Source organism: Actinomycetes bacterium, from assembly GCA_022396035.1.
GTDB lineage: Bacteria > Actinomycetota > Humimicrobiia > Humimicrobiales > Humimicrobiaceae > Halolacustris.
In genome coordinates this window covers 47,628-64,866 of sequence record JAIOXO010000005.1, presented here as the reverse complement: position 1 = coordinate 64,866, position 17,239 = coordinate 47,628, and the positions used below count along the sequence as shown (strand labels likewise).

The window sequence follows — 17,239 nt, the reverse complement described above, 5'->3', positions numbered from 1 at the left end:
AATTTATCTGTTTCTTTAATATATGTATTTTATGCTAATAATAGAAGTTTTTGCAGGATTGTCCCTGTTTATATTTGGCATAAACCGTCTAAGCGGCAGCCTGCAGAAAATTACTTCCAACCGCCTGAAGTCAATTATAAATATACTGGCCAAAAGATCATGGTCCACCCTGCTGGTCGGCCTTTTTACCACCGTTATTATTCAGAGCAGCAGCGCTACTTCGGTAATGACTGTAGGCTTCGTTAATGCCGGATTGCTTACCCTCCGCCAAGCCATTGGCATTATTATGGGGGCAAACATCGGCACTACCATTACTGCCCAGATTATATCCTTTAACATAGATATGCTTTCCCTGCCCATTATAATCATTGGTTTTAGCTTTTACTTTTTCGGCAGGAAAAAAAGGTATAAGAATATCGGTATGGCCATCCTGGGACTGGGGTTATTGTTCCTGGGTATGACTATCATGAAAGAAGCACTGGCTCCTTTAAAGACCAATGAGGCTTTTAAAAATTTCCTGCTGATATTCAGCAGAAATCCATTCCTGGGAATCATAGCAGGTATTGGTCTGACCACATTGCTGCAGAGCAGCTCTGCTACCATCGGCCTGCTTCTAGCACTGGCCAGCCAGGGACTGATGCCTATTGAAGCAGCCATTCCCATATTGCTGGGAGATAATATTGGAACCTGCTCCACTGCCCTGATAAGCTCGCTTAGGACCACCATAACTGCCAAAAGAACCGCTTTTTCACATTTAATGTTTAATATCGTGGGTACCATAGTATTCGTTATACTGTTGTACGGTTTTAGGCTTCAGCATTTCATAGTAGGGATAAGTGGAAGTGATATTTCCAGACAGATAGCCAATATCCATACCGGGTTTAACCTGATCACTACTGCCCTTCTTTTTCCTGCTTTGGGGCTTTTTGAAAGAGCGGTTACCAAAATTTTCCCCGGCAAGGATATAACCATTAATAAGAATGCACTGTATCTGGATACCAGGTTAATTCAGACCCCGGACATAGCTTTGGAACAAGCAAAAAAAGAACTGGCCAGGGTCACTAAGGTTACCCATGAGATGTTGAATCTGGCTCATGAAAGAATGTATGTACGCAAACCTATAATAGAGGAGAAAGTGCTGGACCGGGAGACTGCCGTGGACAGCATAACCGAAGATATAATCAGGTATCTTACCAAGATATCCCAGAAATCACTTAATGCCAGCCTTTCTAAAAAACTTACCAGCTTTTTACATATGGCTTATGATCTGGAAAGGGCAGCTGACCATTGTGAAAGCATACTTTATCTGTTCCTGGTGAAAGAAGAAAATAATATGAGTTTTTCAGAAACTGCCCAGAAAGAACTGGAATCAGCTTTTTCCAAAACAGACCAGATGTTTACCACCCTGCTGGAGGGAGTAGATGATAACCAGGAAGCCTTACGTGAATGTGATGAGATAGAAGAAGAAATAGATAAGATAGTAGAAAAGGTAAGAGCCAGTCATTTAATAAGGCTGCAGGAAGGAACCTGCATGCCCCTGTCCGGAGTAGTGTTTGCAGATGTCATACTCCACCTGGAAAGAATCGGCGACCTTTTGCATGGAGTTTCCAGAAACTTGAAAGAATAACCCCTGCTTATCACTTTTTAACTTTTGTTGTAGAATCTGTAAGTGTAATGAAAAATATTTCTATTAAAGTTAAAAACAGTGAAGGGCTCCATGCCCGGCCTGCATCCAGGCTGGTGGAACTGTGTCACCGTTACAGTTCAGACATATATCTCTCCTTTAATGGCATTAGGGCTAATGCTAAAAATATTACTGAAGTTTTAAGCCTGGGGGTGGAGAACGGAGAGGTTATAGGGGTAAGTATAAGCGGTGAAGATGAGCAAGAGGTTAATCAGCAGCTCCATTATTTTTTTAAGAATAAATTTTCCAAACTCAGGAATTACTGATCATGGAAGTTATAAAAGGGATAACTGTTTGCAAGGGATGCATAATCGGTAAAACCCTGGTTGCAGAACCGGGAATTAAAACAGAGAAAACCCTGCTTCAGACCCTGTCCAAAGAGTTTTATGACCTGGACATAGATGATGTAGGCACCATGGAAGCCTTAAAAAAGGACCTTGATCAAAAAAAGCTAACCGAACAGGACATATCTGCAGAAATTAAAAAATTTGAGCAGGCAATTAAATCTTCCGGGGAAAACCTTATAGAGGCCAAAGAAAAACTTAAAAAGACCATAAGTGAAAAATTTTCTGAAATCATTGATTTCCAGATACTGGCCCTAAAGGATACCAATATATTTGATAACATAATCAGGATTATTAAAAATTACCGGGTGTCCGCCTACCTGGCGGCATCCATCGTGTTTAATGAAAGAATTGAGTTACTTAAAAAAAATAGGAATGAAAAGTTCAAGAACAGGATTTATGATCTTATAGACCTCTATAACCGCCTGGTGGCCTACCTTAAGCCTTCCGGTCTGCCGGATACCATACCTGAAAAAAGCTCCGGTGAGCACTCTTTGATTATGGTCACCAGGAATCTTTTTCCCACAGATATTGCTGATATGGATTTTAACCGGGTTAAGGGAATCGTGAGCCAGAAAGGAAGTATGGAGTCACATACTTCCATACTTATTAAGTCTATCAAGATTCCCTACCTTATTGATGCCGACCAGGATTTAAGCAGCATTAAAAACAACCAGACCGCCATACTGGACGGCCAACTGGGAATACTGGTTATAGACCCTGACCTGTCTACCCTGAAAAAATATCAGGATTATTGCTCTCCGGTTATAAATACATCAGCTAAATCAGTAGAAAAGTTATGTACCAGATGTCAGGTAATGGCCAATATTAATTCTACTAATGAAGCTATGGAGGCCATTGAAATGGGGGTAGAGGGCATAGGATTATTCAGGACAGAACTTTCCATACTAAATGGGGATATGGGCTTGACCCTGGATAAACAATACCAGAACTACAAAAGGATCCTTACTGCATACCAGAAATTGCCGGTTACCCTAAGGATGCTGGATTTAAGCGGGGATAAACAGGCATTGATAAATCTTCTATATAAACAATCCTTTAAGAGGGAGGAGATAAAACCCAGAATAGATAAAATATTGAAGATACAGCTGAAAGCCATGCTTATGGCCAGTGCCTATGGAAATTTAACTATATCCCTGCCCATGGTTTCCAAACCGGAAGATATATTAAACTTCAAAACCATGCTGGGCCAGGTTCAGGAAAATTTATCCCGCGAGGGGATAGAGTTTAAAAAGGATATCCCGGTAATAGCCATGATTGAAACTCCAGGAGCCATATTTTCCCTGGACTATATTTTATCTCATACCAGCAGCATTAGCATCGGCACCAACGACCTGTTTTCATTAAGTTTTGCTACCAGCAGGTTTAATAATATGCCTTCAGATGAAGAGAATTTTCTTTACCGGCCTACCCTGGAAATGTTGCATTACATCATAAGCAGGGCGCAAAAACATAAGAAACAGGTTGCCATATGTGGGGAAGTGGCTTCCCATCCCTATTTTATACCTCTGCTGGTAGGCCTGGGTATAAGCAGTTTCAGTGTGGGGTTGCGAAACTACTACCGGGTTAAGAAAATACTTGAATCTAGCGAACCAAAAGCGGCAAATAGATTGGCCAGAAAAGCACTGAAGCTGGACACTAAAGATCAGATAGAAGAGCTTTTTAAGGACATCAAGAAAAAAAGTAAGTGTGAAACTTTGTAACCAGAAGGATAAATTAAGCCTTAATGTGTGGTAAATAATAGGTCAGAATTAAAACTTAATATTAAAGGTATTATGAAGTATGAAATTATATATTAAGAATTTTTAAAAAATTGTCCTGACCACTGACGAGATTGCTGATTAATTTAAGGGACATAATAAGCTAATAGGTACAAAGTATTTTCCCTTTGACCTATTAGTAATTTTCTTTTGTAGCAACAATTCTAAGTATTTAGAAACCAACCCTTTGCTTAAGTTTAGATCACCTGCCACCGCGTTTGCGCTTAATGGACCTTCTTTAAAGATTACATATTTTATAATTTTTAATCTTTCAGGAGTTAAAAAAATTTTATGCATTTATTTTAGTCTTTATTAAGTAATGTTCATGGGTTATAAACTATTAGTTCACATCTTATGAACATTTAAGAAGATTGGCGACATGTATATTTAGGATTAATGGCTTCCCCAACAGATGAAATCTCGAATCAATTTCTTAATGAATTATTAAAGTTGAAAATAAATTTTTTGCAGTAATTGACAAAAGTATATTATTTAGTATTATTTAAAGTACTAAAAGGAGTAATATTATGGTAAAAATATTAACAGCAAACGAATTAAAACAAAGAGGTGCTACAGCATTAAGAGATGCGACCTCAAGTGACAACGAAGTTATTATTACTGTAAGAGGAAAGAGTAAATATGTCGTTTTACCTATTGCAGCATATAATAGCTTGAGAGAATGCGAACTTGAAATTGCCCTTATCGAATCAAGAAAAGATATGGAAAATGGCAAATTTATTGAAGAATCTGTTGAGGAACACATTAGAAGAATAACCGGTGAATAAAATAATATATACTGAAACATATATTAAGAGAGCCAAAAAGTTTTTAAAATACCACCCTGAAATTATTTCTCAATACGAAAAGACTTTAAAGTTAATCGAAATAAATGTATTTCACCCATCACTTCGCTTGCATAAATTAAAAGGTAAATTATCAGATTTATATTCAGTTTCAATTAATATCTCATATAGGATATGCATTGATTTCATTATTGAAGAAAACACGATAATCCCGATTGATATTGGAAAACATGATGATGTATATTAAAATTTACTGGTTCCCCTAGCCAGATTCGAATCGACACGCGGATAAGTTCCCCAATAGACTGCCAATCTATCATGTCTTCCAATTTCATCATAGGGCCACCAAATATCATCTTATAATATATCTGGCTGATTTTAAAATACTAACTCTAGATATTTAACCTTATTAGCTCTCTCATCTGGAGCAAACTAAGTAGATAACAATAGGCAAACTTCTTTAACTTTAACCCAGTCATAACCTGCTATTATGACCATTTGATTCTCAACAGTCTTAATGTTGAGTTAAAAAAAAGATACATACACACTTTTTAATTTTGATGAAACATTAAACATAATAATCATTTCACCAATTATAGTGGACAATTATTATAAACGAAGACACCAATATTATAGGAGGTCTCTCTGTTAGAGATTCTACAGTGTTTCTCTTACCTGGTTTAGATAACCTGCTATATCACCGGAATTGCACAAGGCAGTACCCATTACCAGAACAGTTGCCCCTGCAGAAACTACTCTGGCTGCCGTTTTTAAGTCAATGCCCCCGTCCACCTCGATTTCTATAAGTTTTTTCTTATCATATTTTGTACGGTAATCTTTTATCAGTTCTGCAGTTCTGCTTATCTTGTCCACCATCCCGGGAATAAATTCCTGTCCTCCGAACCCAGGATTTACAGTCATAATCATAATCAAATCCAGCTGACCCATTACATTTTCCAGGCAGCATAGGGGGGTAGAGGGATTCAGGGCCACTCCTGCCTTTTTGCCACAATCCTTTATATAAGAAAGAGTGCGCTGTAAGTGAGGGGATACCTCGGCATGCACGGTAATCAGATCCGCTCCGCTGTCAATAAATGAATCCACCAGGCTGTCTGGATTGTCTACCATCAGATGAACATCAAAAAAAAGATCAAACCTCTTTCGAAGACTGCTTACCACCTGGGGGCCAATGGAGAGGTTGGGTACAAAATGGCCGTCCATTATGTCCAGATGCAGCATATCTACCTTCGCCTGTTCTGCCTGTATAAGCTGCTCCGACAGATTATAAAAATCACAGTTCAATATGGAAAAGGAAGTCTTCACTTTACCTTTTAAATCCAATTTTAATCCCTTAATAGATCTATAAGTTTTTGCTTGGCTTCGCCTATCTGGTTTCCAGTTATGAACGGAATCCCGCTTATCTGAGGCCGGGAAATTTTAGGCGGTAATTGAGTAGTGGATACGATTATGTCTACATCCTGGTATAAATTTTCAATATCTGCAGCCTTACACTCCATAATCTCGGCATCCAGTCTGGTTTCATTAAGTATGCTTCTGATTTCCTGAGCAATAAATGAGCTGGCTACTACTCCTGTTCCACATGATACCAATATCTTTTTCAGCTTATATGACAATACCTGTTCTCCGATTCTTTTATTACTGACTATATTTTAATAGATTGTGGGTAAAATTCAAAAGTAATATTTATAAAATTTGTAAAAACATATTTTTTTGGTATAATTTCTTCACGTATTTGAGCATTATTGAAAAATTCATAGTAAATTTTCAAGGACAGGTGAAATTCCTTACCGGCAGTATAGTCTGCAAACCTTTTAAAAAGGCTGACTTAGTGAAATTCTAAGACCGACAGTTAAAGTCTGGATGGGAGAAAGTTTATGACTTATTTTTTAAGCCACAGATTTTCTCTGTGGCTTTTTTTAATTATGGAAAACAATAATTTTACCGACGAAGATAAAAAATTTATGAATATGGCCTTAAAACTGGCTGAAAAAGGCCGGGGAAAGACCCGGCCCAACCCTATGGTGGGTACAGTTATAGTAAAAGAGGGGAAGCGGGCAGCCACCGGTTACCACCAAAAGGCCGGAGGACCGCATGCAGAAATTGAAGCCATATCCAGTGCTAAAATGTCTTTAAGAGGAGCCAGGATGTACGTAACCCTTGAGCCCTGCACCATATACGGCAGAACCCCTCCCTGTGCAGATGAAATCATAAAACAGGGCTTTTCGGAAGTAATAGTGGCTTCCCTGGATCCCAATCCCAAAGTTTACGGGCAGGGAATAAAAAAGCTAAAAGCAGCAGGAATAAAGGTCAGGTCTGGTTTATTTAAAGACAGGGCAGCCGTACAGAATGAAGAGTTCTTTAAAAACATGAGAACCGGAATGCCCCTGGTTACCCTCAAGGCTGCAGTTAGCCTGGATGGAAAACTTGCTGCCAGTTCCGGGGATTCAAAATGGATTACCTCGCAGCCCAGCCGACTGATGGTACAGAGGCTCAGAAAAGAAACCGGCTGCGTGCTTACCGGCATAGGTACAGTAGAAGCCGACAATCCTTTTCTTTTTCCCCGAGAGTCGCTGGACAGCCCGGTTGCGGCAAAGCATATGGTTAAGAATTTTTCCCGCGTGGTTTTGGATCCGGATTTAAGGATCAGGCCCGAATCCAACCTGGCTCAAACTGCCCAACAGGTAGAAACCATTATAGTAACTGCCTCCGGGGATAAAGAAAAAGCAGACTGCCTGCGCCGCCAAGGCTTAACCATAACCATGATGGAGCCCGGAAGTAAACGGTTTAACCTAAAAGATGTTCTTGGCACTCTTTACTCTAAACACGGCATAACTTCTATCCTGATAGAAGCCGGACCAGGTATCGGTACCGCTTTTTTAAAAGAAGGCCAGATTGACAAGTTTTTTGTTTTTGTTGCTCCCATTATTCTGGGCCAAAACCGGTACAGTATGTTTTCAGATCTGGGTCTGGAAAAAGTATGCCAGTCCTATAAACTGGAATTCAAGCGCATAAAAAAAATTGGAGAAGACCTTTTAATAACCGCATACCCCAGGAAGAAATGTTTACAGGAATAATTACTCAGACAGGAACTATAAGTGAAGTCAACCGCCAGCCGGAGGGCATAAGGATTGGAGTTAAGTACCCCACACTGGCCGGTAGTTTGTCTATCGGTGATTCGGTAGCTGTTGACGGCTGCTGTCTTACGGTAGAAAAAAAGGGGAAGGAAGGCTTTGAGGCCTATATATCTTACCAGACTATGGAGCATACCACTTTTGCCCGGGTACAGCAGGGGCGGATTGTAAACCTGGAACCAGCCCTTCGTGCAGACAGCAGGATAGGAGGCCATATGGTAACCGGACATATAGACTCGGTGACCAAAATACTGTCCATAGAAAAGAGGGAGCAGGCCTACAGGATTAAAATTAAGCTGCATCCCAAACTGAGCCCTTTTATTGCAGTAAGGGGTTCGGTGGCCATAGACGGAATAAGCCTTACCGTTTCAGAAAAAAAAGAGAACTGGTTTGCCGCAGCAGTTATACCGCACACCTACTCCAGCACCAATCTTTATACCAGGCAGGCTTCCGGCGAAGTAAATATTGAGGTAGATATAATCGCCAGATATATAGCAAATTTTATAGGCAGCCAGAACCCGGAAGATGCTGATAAATTACTAAAGGAGAAACTAAAAAAACATGGATTCATTTAATAAGGAAAAATATTTTTCAAAAATCGAACAGGCTATACCCGATATAAAGCAGGGCAAGTTAATGATTATTGTAGATGACAGGTCTGAAAAAAATGAGGGAGTCTTCTTTCAAGCAGCGGAAGCAGTTGATGTCAGGTCTATAAATTTTATGATGACTCATGGCAAAAGCCTTATCTGCCTGGCCTGCCAGAAGGAGAGGCTGGACCAGCTAAAAATACCCATGATGGTAAGCGAAAGCAGCCAGGCCACAAATATTGGTGCTTTTGCCCTGTCCATAGATCTGAGAACCAGGCAGGGTACAGGGGTTTCAGCCAAAGACCGGGCAGCTACCATAAAGGCATTTGTTAACCCTGAAACCAGGGCCGGCGACTTTTTGATGCCGGGCCATATTTTTCCCCTTAAGTCACAGACGGGGGGAGTGCTCACCAGGGCGGGACATACCGAATCAGCAGTTGATCTGGCCACGCTAAGCGGGCTCTATCCGGCGGGGGTAATATGTGAAGTTATCAATGAGGAAGGGGAGGTAGCGCTGCTTCCGGACCTGCTGTCAATTGCCCGTAAATTTAACCTAAAACTTATTACTATTGAAGAACTCATAAGATACAGGAAAAGAAAGGAAAAACTGGTAGAAAAGGTTTCTGAAATTATACTTCCCACCAAGTGGGGGGATTTCAAGGCTTTAACCTACCGGTCCACACTGGACAACGAAACCCACATAGCCCTGGTTAAAGGCCAGGTAAGGGGCAAGGAAAATGTTTTAGTCCGGGTACATTCCCAGTGTCTTACCGGAGATACTTTTGGTTCCAAACGCTGTGATTGCGGCCAGCAGCTGGACAGCGCCTTTAAAATGATTAACCAGAAAGGCGAAGGGGTGCTTCTATATATGGCCCAGGAAGGAAGGGGCATAGGGCTGTGTAACAAGATGAAGGCCTATGAACTTCAGGATAAAGGCCTGGATACAGTGGAAGCAAACCTCGAGCTGGGTTTTGATGCCGATCTCAGGGATTACGGCCTGGGAGCCCAGATACTCTCGGACCTGGGATTAAGTACTTTGCATCTTATGACCAATAACCCCAGAAAAGTAGTGGGGCTTGAGGGCTATGGCCTGAAAATAACCAGGAGGGTATCCCTCAAGATACCCCCCAATAAGAATAATAAGCGTTATCTTGATACCAAAAGAGCTAAATTAAATCATTTATTAGACTAGAGAAAGGTTGTTAGATATGAAAAAGATAGAAGGAAACCTGGACGCAGGCAAGCTAAAAGTGGCTATTGTGGCCAGTCGTTTTAATGAATTTATCACCTCCAAGCTCCTGGATGGAGCCATAGACTGCCTTAACCGGCATAACTGTTCTGATGGCAATATCGATGTGGTGTGGGTACCCGGTGCTTTTGAGATGCCTTCTGCTACCAAGATGATTGCCGCCTCCGGCAAATATAATGCAGTCATATGCCTGGGTGCAATAATAAAGGGAGGAACCTCCCACAACCAGTATATTGCCAATGAGACTATTAAGGGCATTGCCAAAATCAGCCTTGATTTTGACCTGCCCATTGCCTTTGGGGTAATAACCCCTGATACCCTGGAACAGGCCATTGAAAGAGCAGGTACCAGGATGGGGAACAAGGGCTGGGAAGCAGCGCTCAGCGCCATTGAAATGGCTAATCTGTTTACAAAATTAAAATAACCTAAAAAAGTTAGAAGTGTCTAACTCCTATTAGGCACTTCTAACTTAATATCCCTATTATCAATAAGTTACTTTAACCAGCTAACAGCTGTTCGGCCAGGTCTACTGCACTGGAAGCATCGGGAGCATATCCGGCTGCACCAATGGAATCTGCATATTCCTGGGTAAGGGGAGCTCCGCCTACCATAACCTTGACCTCTTTGGTGTCGCTGTCTGCTGAGAGCGCTTCAATTATATCTTTCATTACCGGCATGGTGGTAGTTAAAAGAGCTGACAGGCCAACTACCTTGATTCCGTTTTTCTTTACTTCCTCTACAAATTTCTCGGGGGCTACATCCACGCCTGCATCCACTACCTCAAAGCCTCCGCCTTCCAGCATCATTCCCACCAGGTTCTTGCCTATATCGTGCAGGTCTCCCTGTACGGTTCCTATAAGTACCGAGCCCTTGGAGGGAGCTCCGGATTCAGTTAAGAGGGGCTTTATAATGTCCATGGCTGCATGCATAGCCCTGGCTGCTATCAGTACTTCAGGTATGTACATTTCATTTGCCTTGAACTTCTTGCCCACTACATTCATGCCCGGGACCAGCCCTTCATTCAGGATATCGGTTGCCTCCACATTATCATCTACAAGCTTCTGGGTAATCTCCTTGCTTTTTACATTATCGCCTGCAATGATAGCATCAGCTAGGTCTTGATATTTTGCCATATCTGTACTCCTTTTTTGGTTGTATTTTTCCATACAAAGCATGGAATTTTAATATATAATAGCAAAAATATGATAAAATAAAAATTAATGTGCTTATCTGTCTTGACTTGGATTTAATTAGTAAGTAGTATAATAAGCACTTAAAAGAATTAATATATTTATATGCCAATAAGCTCAAAAGAAAGTTTAAACAATTTAGAGAAGTCAGTTAAGAATTGTAAGAAATGCAGTGAGCTTGTAAAAACCAGAAAACAACCGGTATCAGGTATAGGAGCACCCAGCGCCAAGATAATAATTATCGGCAATTACCCCACACCCAAGGGGGCGGAAAAATCAGGAAAACCCTACAGCGGGGACAGCTCCGGTGAATTCATAAGGAAAATCATAGATGAAGTGGGACTTTCTCTGGATGAGGATACCTACCTTACCTATCTGGTAAAATGTGTACCCAGAGAAGGGGACGGCCTGAATATGAAGCCGGAATACATACAGAACTGTATCCACTATTTTAATGAAGAGATTTCCATAACCACCCCTCATATTATAGTTTCCCTGGGACTCAAGACTTCCAATATAATACTGAAACATTTCTTCTCGGTGGAGAAGGAATACCAGGATATCCATGATATTCACATGCGGGTATTTGAGAATCCTTCTTTCAAGCTGGTTCCTTTCTACAGCCCTCATGATGTGATGGTTAAAAAGAGAGTAAGTGAAGAGAGATATACCGAGGATTTCCGTTCACTTTCCAAAGTACTCAAGATGGTTTAATCATCCACCAGATACACTTTTATTTTACGACGGCCATAACGATAGCATTCTTCCAGTGACTCAAAACCTAGATCAATTCGGTTGCCCTTTATCCAGCCTCCGGTATCTGCTGCCAGGGCTTCTCCATATCCCGGAATATACAGCCGGGTACCCAGCGGTATTGTTTTAGGATCCACAGCCACAATTCCCTTTCTCACCCTTAAGCCTATAGCAGTAATTCCGTTTCCATTAAGTCCTCCGCCTCCCGAATAGTAAGCAGTAGCAACCATGTCCCATTCACCTACCAGGGTCAGGCCGGGGGGTTGCACCTGGGCGATTCTTTTTTTGATCTCGGACAGCAGGGTTGCCACTTCCGATCTTTCATTTTTTACCTGATCCAGGAGAGCCTGGTTGTAAGCAATACTCTGCTGGAGTTTCTGCTGTTCAGCCAAAACCCTTTCCCTGGTTTGCTCTACCTCTACCTTCTTTTCCTCAGATTTTCTGGAGACCCGGTCAAATTCTTCTCTTTCATACCGGTATTCCTCTATAAGCTCCGCGTCCCTTTCCATTATATTTTTAAACAGGTAAAGGTTATTTACCACTTCATTTAAATTTTTTGCCGATAAGACAAACTTTGTAATTTCATCGTTACCGTATTTATAGGTATATACCATCCTCTCCATTAAGAGCTGCTGTCTCTGTTTTAAACTTTCCTTGAGCTGTTTTCTTTTAACATACAAATCCTCCAGCTGTTTTTCATAATTTTCAAGATCCTGGTTTAATGACTGCAGTCGTTCCTGGTTAATTTGAACCTGGGTTTCGGAGGCTACTATAGCTTCTACCAGCTGCTCCTCTTCTGTACTTAATCTGGATACCCTTTCCCCCAGTTCCTGCAGGGTTATGGCTTCAAGGGGTGAAGGCAGCCCCAACTGAACTGCTCCTATCAGAACCGCAGCCATAATGGATATGGTTACCATCTTAATCTTAAGATTGCTTCTTTTTTCCATAATTTAGAGCATATTTTAATATACTTATTACTATTTTTACAGAAATAGGGGCCAAAAGGCAAACATTGCAAATACAGGATAAAAAAATTATCATTAAAAATTGTCATGAAAATTTTATTTCTAAGCGATAAGGTAGTAGATTTTTTATACAGCCCGGCCATAAGCAAAAAGATGGCAGATATAGACCTGATAATTTCCTGTGGGGATTTACCCACCTCCTACCTGGAATATATAGTAACCATGCTCAATAAACCCCTGTACTATGTTTTTGGAAACCACCATAAGAAAAAAATATTTAAGGAGGGCGGACTGAAAAAGAATATACCCCAGGGCTGCATCAATCTGGATAACAGGGTAATAAACTATAAGGGGCTGTTGATTGGCGGGCTGGAAGGATCCTACCGTTACAGCAGGGGAGATTACCAGTATACAGATTTTGAAATGTGCCTTAAGATTTTACGGCTCAAACCGAGGATGTATCTAAATAAATTATTTAAAAAAAGATATCTGGACCTTCTGGTAACCCATGCTCCGCCCTATGGGTTTCATGACGGCTCCGATTTATGCCACCGGGGCTTTAAGTGCTTCAATCATTTTATAAGAAAATTTAAGCCCGGATATCTGGTGCATGGCCATGTACATCTATACGGCATTGATGACAACTGGCTGACTGAAGTAAATTCCACCAAAGTAATAAACGCCTATGGTTTCAGGGTGGTAGAGGTATAGGTTGTGCTTATGTTATTTGATAATAATCCAAATGATGCCTTTGATCAGGCCAGGTTCAAATCTTTGCTTGGCGACCTGAGGTCTGTGGTCACCAGAAAAGAAAACCGCCTTCTTTCTTTTGATAAGATCAGCAAGAGGCTGAACCTTAAAAACCAGAGGTACTTGGGAATAAAACCGGTGCCTACAGACTCTATTGTGGGCAGTGTTGACCGCTACCGGGATTTTGACCGCCATTTTTTACCCAAAAAGGGACACCTGGAATACAGATGGAGTAAAATATATAAGGCTTACTCCAGGTTTGAAGATCTTCCTCTGGTAAAACTTTATAAAGTAGGGGAGATGTACTTTGTAGTGGACGGCAACCACCGGGTAAGTGTGGCCAGAAAAATGGGAGTAAACTATATAGATGCAGAGATAACAGAGTTTTTAACCAGGTTTCCGGTGACCAGGCAGATGGACCCCAAAGACATGTTTATACTTACCGAAAGAGAAAACTTTCTGGAGTTGACCGGGCTGTCTGAATCACGCCCCCGGATAAAGATAAGGCTGACTATACCCGGCAAATATGATGTATTGCTAAATCAGATAAACCAGTATATGTATGACCTGAACCAGAACGGGGAAAAGAAGCTTAATTTTAAGCAGGCAGCAGCAATATGGTATGACCGGGTTTATGACCCAGCTATTAAAAAAATAGAAAAATCCCACATTGTGGATATTTTTACCCACAGGACCAAATCTGATCTTCTGGTCTGGTTATATGAACATCAGCAAAACATCCAGGATAAATACGGCAAACAGATAAATCTCTCCCAGGCCATGGATGATTTCAGCCAAAGATACAGTGGAAATATCTGGTCCAAGATAAAAGCTGGCTGTCTCAGGTTATTTAAAAAGCATCCGGTTTAGGATAACGGAAGTGACCGGTAATTTTCTCTTTTCCCAATATGTCTTTTTCCACCGTATATCCCGGCTCAATGTAATTATATATAACCTTGGTAGCACCGCTTCTGGTGGTGCTGTCAGAGACAATTCCAACATTGTCTGTGTACCCGTCCCTGTCCATATCAAAGAATACCACATCTCCGGGAAGCCACTGCTGCAGGTTGTCTTTTTCGGCGGGATTAAAAATTGCGGTTAACGGTTCTGCGTTGCGCCTGAAAAAGACCTCCAGATTCTGGATCCGCCGATAATCAATATCCGGATCGCTGTATTTCTGATTCCAGATAGCCCGCAGCGGATACTGGTCAAAGTTCTGGTTGATATCCTCATTTACCAGCTCCCTTAAACCATAGCCAGCTTCCCTGAAAGCCCTGTCCACAATATCGGTGGCCAGCGCCAGGTCCCCAGGTGGATCCCCTCCCTGATAATAATTGGGCTCATCAGGCATGAGCAATATATTTTTTGCTTTTACTTCCAGCTGTTTTTTGGCTCCCAGCATTATATCTTTCTGGTCATTTATGCCATCCCTGTCAGCATCGGTTTCAATACCAATGTCATCCATGTCTATTACTCTATAGCGGGGCAGCATATTTACCAGGGCTGTAGGGGGTTCATACTCCCGGTCAAAGGGCAGCTGCCTTATGCTTAATACCACACCCAAGCCAATAATTAATACCAGAATAACCAGTAACAGGTGTTTTATATTAAATCTCTTCTGTTGCTGTTCTGCATCCATATTACGAAGGTGGTCTTAAAAAACCGGGATTAATCACACTGATGCCTGAGGCAGAAATTACCCCTGTTAACTCCAGCAGGCCCCATATGCCCAGGGCCAGAACCAGCAGGGTAAACAGGGTTACATAAACATGGTAGGCGCGGTGGTAATATACATTGGGCCCTGCCTTGTCTTTGCTGCCGGAAAACATAAACACCCATAGCCTGACCATGTTTGCCGCAATAAGCAAAAAAGCAACACAAACTACGGCCAGGGTTGCTATATCTAAACCAGATAACAGGCCCGTATTGCCCTCTCTGATGTATTGGGCTAGTGGCGCCAGCATGAAGTGCCTTAACATGTACCCGGGCGTACCTGCCATACCCAGCCAGCTTAGCATTACTATAAACATGTTTATACCCAGATAAGTATAACCCCTCATAAACCCCTTAAGGCTGTCTACTGAATCCGGCAGCCTGGAAAAAATAACCCAGACCGGAATTATGCAGATTACCATGTTTAAAATATTGGCCAGAATCATCCATTCCAGCCTGCTGCCTTCAACCATCCCTGCAGAAAACAATGAAAACCCCAGCAGGGCAAGGCCTATAAAGGTAAGATAGTTAAAACCCAGAATCCTCTTAAGACTTCTGGTAGAAAAGGCTCCTATGGCCGGACCCAGTATACATATGGCAGCTATAGCCAGTAACACCGGGGGCAGCACGTTGTATTCGGTTAGAAAATAATAGGCTACCTCCCTGAATTTTAGCAGTATTATAAAGCCGGCAGGCAGATAAAAAAGCCAGATAACCGAGGTTACCATGCTGTTGGTACGCTTTACCAGTTTCAGGTAATTTCCATGCAGGGGATAGGCGCACATAAAAATAAAAACAGAAAACATAATGAATAAAAAGCTTATACCATAAAAGGGATTATCCGGAGATCCTGATTCCAGTACCTGCTGCAGGTTCTTAAAATCGGTTACTGAATACAGGAAAGAAAATCCGATAAGCATCAACAACAATGCAAATACAGAGTTCAGGAAAAATTTTAAAATGTAGGTACTTTCTTTCTCTCCCGAGCCACCGGTAATCAGAAGGAAATTAGAAAGCACAAACAAAGACCAAGCCACCAGAATGGCCAAAAAATTCCTGGACAGCACCAAAACCAGCAGGGAAGCCAGGCCGAATAAAAATATTATAATTATCTTGGTAAAGTCGTCCTGATTATACTGGCCCAGTGACAGGAATACCAGCAGGTTTAATGCTATGAACAAAATCAGCAGCATTTCAGCCAGATGTATGGAACCAAAAGATAACACCATACTGGTAGATACTCCCCGGGTAATAAAACTGTAAATAGTAAAAAAGATTGAGGCTCCCATGCCCATCAAGGCAACTGCCAGGGATAGTTTCTTTATTTCCTGTTTTTTAGAAAGGCCAAAAAAAGTATTTACCACTATGGCTATACCTATAGCTATTACTGCATAAATAAAATTAAGATTGGCCCTGAGGTATTCCAAAAAAGCCATCACCGGTTATCCTCCCCCCACCAGATGCTTTTATCCCACTCGAAAAAATTAAGCTGTATCATCAAGTCTGCCCTTTCTCCTTCAAGTATGGAATAGGCATAAAAAAATAGCATAAACAAAAGCATATAAACCGGGATCAAAGCCATTATCATCATAGTTTTATCCCAGAGAGACCCCTGGTATAAGAAAAATGAAAAACTTAAAAAATTTATAAGGATGGAGAAAATAATCAGCTGCAGCCCCCAGGCTACCCTGACCAAACCCTTAAAGTATATAAGGTCAAACAGGCCCAGCAGGAATAGAAAGAAACTTATATATACCACTATGTTTAACTGCAAAACTATTGCCTCCGTTTATCAATAATTAATATAAACCATACCAGGGATACAAAGATTGCCCCCATCAGCAAAACTATTAGCAAATAGTAATTTTGAAAATACTCGATAGCTACATCCAGATAATTAAGTATGGTTATGGTCTCCACCCTTTCCAATCCAGCCACCGTTGGTACGGAACTTCGATAAAACCAAAATCCCAACGCCGCTACTGCTATTATTGCCCCTGCCAGCTCCCACCGCCTTATATGGCCACCTTTAGCCCCTGGCACCTGGTCATGATGATAAAAATAATATACCGGTATGTATAGAACCAGGAAATAAGTACCCAGAATAAGCACAAATACCCCTGAATAAAGAAGAAGGGCAAAAATGCATAAGGCCAGCATTATAAAGAAATAGAGCACCAGCCTGGCCCGGTCTTTTTTTAAAAATACAGACAGTACAGACATAAGCGTTATAATTATTATAAATGCAAGTTGTAAATTGTTAAT

The 17,239-nt window shown here is 41.3% G+C and carries 20 protein-coding genes and 1 riboswitch; of the genes, 12 read left to right on the top strand and 8 right to left on the bottom strand.

All coding sequences use genetic code 11. The features are described 5' to 3' along the window. The first annotated feature begins 31 nt into the window (after window positions 1-31). From K9H14_03075 to K9H14_03055, 5 genes are all read left to right on the top strand, one after another. Window positions 32-1,627: a Na/Pi cotransporter family protein gene (locus K9H14_03075; GenBank protein MCG9479173.1), complete on the top strand. Its 1,596-nt coding sequence runs from the start codon at window positions 32-34 to the stop codon at window positions 1,625-1,627. Window positions 1,628-1,674: 47 nt separating this feature from the next. Then, window positions 1,675-1,950 (top strand): HPr family phosphocarrier protein, encoded by a 276-nt coding sequence (locus K9H14_03070; protein MCG9479172.1) that lies wholly within the window; start codon window positions 1,675-1,677, stop codon window positions 1,948-1,950. Window positions 1,951-1,952: 2 nt separating this feature from the next. Beyond that, a complete protein-coding gene (ptsP, locus tag K9H14_03065) occupies window positions 1,953-3,752 on the top strand; it encodes a phosphoenolpyruvate--protein phosphotransferase (GenBank protein MCG9479171.1) in 1,800 nt (599 codons plus the stop codon). A 584-nt stretch (window positions 3,753-4,336) separates the two neighbouring features. Further along, the gene (locus K9H14_03060; GenBank protein ID MCG9479170.1) at window positions 4,337-4,594 is read left to right on the top strand and encodes a type II toxin-antitoxin system Phd/YefM family antitoxin; all 258 of its coding nucleotides are present in this window, start codon (window positions 4,337-4,339) and stop codon (window positions 4,592-4,594) included. Beyond that, window positions 4,587-4,859, top strand: coding sequence for a plasmid stabilization protein (locus K9H14_03055; GenBank protein MCG9479169.1), 273 nt, complete (start codon window positions 4,587-4,589; stop codon window positions 4,857-4,859). The genes K9H14_03060 and K9H14_03055 overlap by 8 nt, the downstream gene beginning before the upstream one ends. Before the next feature lie 410 nt (window positions 4,860-5,269). On the opposite strand, the gene rpe is transcribed toward K9H14_03055, so the two are convergent. Together rpe and K9H14_03045 are read right to left on the bottom strand one after the other, a co-directional pair. Next, a complete protein-coding gene (gene rpe / locus K9H14_03050; GenBank protein ID MCG9479168.1) occupies window positions 5,270-5,935 on the bottom strand; it encodes a ribulose-phosphate 3-epimerase in 666 nt (221 codons plus the stop codon). A 20-nt stretch (window positions 5,936-5,955) separates the two neighbouring features. Then, the gene (locus K9H14_03045; GenBank protein MCG9479167.1) at window positions 5,956-6,246 is read right to left on the bottom strand and encodes a PTS sugar transporter subunit IIB; all 291 of its coding nucleotides are present in this window, start codon (window positions 6,244-6,246) and stop codon (window positions 5,956-5,958) included. 143 nt (window positions 6,247-6,389) lie between these two features. Then, window positions 6,390-6,509: riboswitch (FMN riboswitch) on the top strand. A 46-nt stretch (window positions 6,510-6,555) separates the two neighbouring features. On the opposite strand from K9H14_03045, the gene ribD reads away from it, so the two are divergent. The 4 genes from ribD to ribE are packed head-to-tail and all read left to right on the top strand — an operon-like array spanning window position 6,556 to window position 10,027. Then, window positions 6,556-7,707, top strand: coding sequence for a bifunctional diaminohydroxyphosphoribosylaminopyrimidine deaminase/5-amino-6-(5-phosphoribosylamino)uracil reductase RibD (ribD, locus tag K9H14_03040; protein ID MCG9479166.1), 1,152 nt, complete (start codon window positions 6,556-6,558; stop codon window positions 7,705-7,707). Further along, window positions 7,692-8,339, top strand: a complete 648-nt coding sequence (locus tag K9H14_03035; GenBank protein MCG9479165.1) for a riboflavin synthase — start codon at window positions 7,692-7,694, stop codon at window positions 8,337-8,339. The genes ribD and K9H14_03035 overlap by 16 nt, the downstream gene beginning before the upstream one ends. Continuing rightward, window positions 8,326-9,546 (top strand): GTP cyclohydrolase II, encoded by a 1,221-nt coding sequence (gene ribA / locus K9H14_03030; GenBank protein ID MCG9479164.1) that lies wholly within the window; start codon window positions 8,326-8,328, stop codon window positions 9,544-9,546. Before K9H14_03035 ends, ribA begins: the two co-directional genes overlap by 14 nt. A 16-nt stretch (window positions 9,547-9,562) precedes the next feature. Beyond that, window positions 9,563-10,027 (top strand): 6,7-dimethyl-8-ribityllumazine synthase, encoded by a 465-nt coding sequence (ribE, locus tag K9H14_03025; GenBank protein MCG9479163.1) that lies wholly within the window; start codon window positions 9,563-9,565, stop codon window positions 10,025-10,027. Window positions 10,028-10,100: 73 nt separating this feature from the next. On the opposite strand, the gene K9H14_03020 is transcribed toward ribE, so the two are convergent. Continuing rightward, window positions 10,101-10,736, bottom strand: a complete 636-nt coding sequence (locus K9H14_03020) for a corrinoid protein (GenBank protein MCG9479162.1) — start codon at window positions 10,734-10,736, stop codon at window positions 10,101-10,103. 162 nt (window positions 10,737-10,898) lie between these two features. Between K9H14_03020 and K9H14_03015 the strand changes: the two genes are divergently transcribed. Continuing rightward, a complete protein-coding gene (locus tag K9H14_03015; protein ID MCG9479161.1) occupies window positions 10,899-11,507 on the top strand; it encodes a hypothetical protein in 609 nt (202 codons plus the stop codon). Here K9H14_03015 and K9H14_03010 read toward each other — a convergent pair. Beyond that, a complete protein-coding gene (locus tag K9H14_03010; protein ID MCG9479160.1) occupies window positions 11,504-12,169 on the bottom strand; it encodes a 3D domain-containing protein in 666 nt (221 codons plus the stop codon). The genes K9H14_03015 and K9H14_03010 overlap by 4 nt on opposite strands. 429 nt (window positions 12,170-12,598) lie before the next feature. On the opposite strand from K9H14_03010, the gene K9H14_03005 reads away from it, so the two are divergent. Both K9H14_03005 and K9H14_03000 read left to right on the top strand, forming a co-directional pair. Then, window positions 12,599-13,222: a metallophosphoesterase gene (locus K9H14_03005; GenBank protein ID MCG9479159.1), complete on the top strand. Its 624-nt coding sequence runs from the start codon at window positions 12,599-12,601 to the stop codon at window positions 13,220-13,222. Between the two features lie 3 nt (window positions 13,223-13,225). Beyond that, window positions 13,226-14,131: a hypothetical protein gene (locus K9H14_03000; protein MCG9479158.1), complete on the top strand. Its 906-nt coding sequence runs from the start codon at window positions 13,226-13,228 to the stop codon at window positions 14,129-14,131. Here K9H14_03000 and K9H14_02995 read toward each other — a convergent pair. From K9H14_02995 to K9H14_02980, 4 genes are read right to left on the bottom strand one after another with little or no spacing between them, the layout of a single operon-like run. Further along, a complete protein-coding gene (locus K9H14_02995; protein MCG9479157.1) occupies window positions 14,112-14,900 on the bottom strand; it encodes a DUF1287 domain-containing protein in 789 nt (262 codons plus the stop codon). The two genes, K9H14_03000 and K9H14_02995, sit on opposite strands and share 20 nt — an antisense overlap. Window position 14,901: 1 nt before the next feature. Continuing rightward, complete coding sequence (locus tag K9H14_02990; GenBank protein ID MCG9479156.1) at window positions 14,902-16,413, bottom strand: hypothetical protein; 1,512 nt, start codon at window positions 16,411-16,413, stop codon at window positions 14,902-14,904. Continuing rightward, complete coding sequence (locus K9H14_02985) at window positions 16,410-16,748, bottom strand: hypothetical protein (protein ID MCG9479155.1); 339 nt, start codon at window positions 16,746-16,748, stop codon at window positions 16,410-16,412. The genes K9H14_02990 and K9H14_02985 overlap by 4 nt, the downstream gene beginning before the upstream one ends. A 2-nt stretch (window positions 16,749-16,750) precedes the next feature. Beyond that, window positions 16,751-17,197 carry a hypothetical protein gene (locus tag K9H14_02980; protein ID MCG9479154.1) on the bottom strand — a complete coding sequence of 149 codons (447 nt, stop codon included), beginning with the start codon at window positions 17,195-17,197 and terminating at the stop codon, window positions 16,751-16,753. Window positions 17,198-17,239 lie beyond the last annotated feature (42 nt).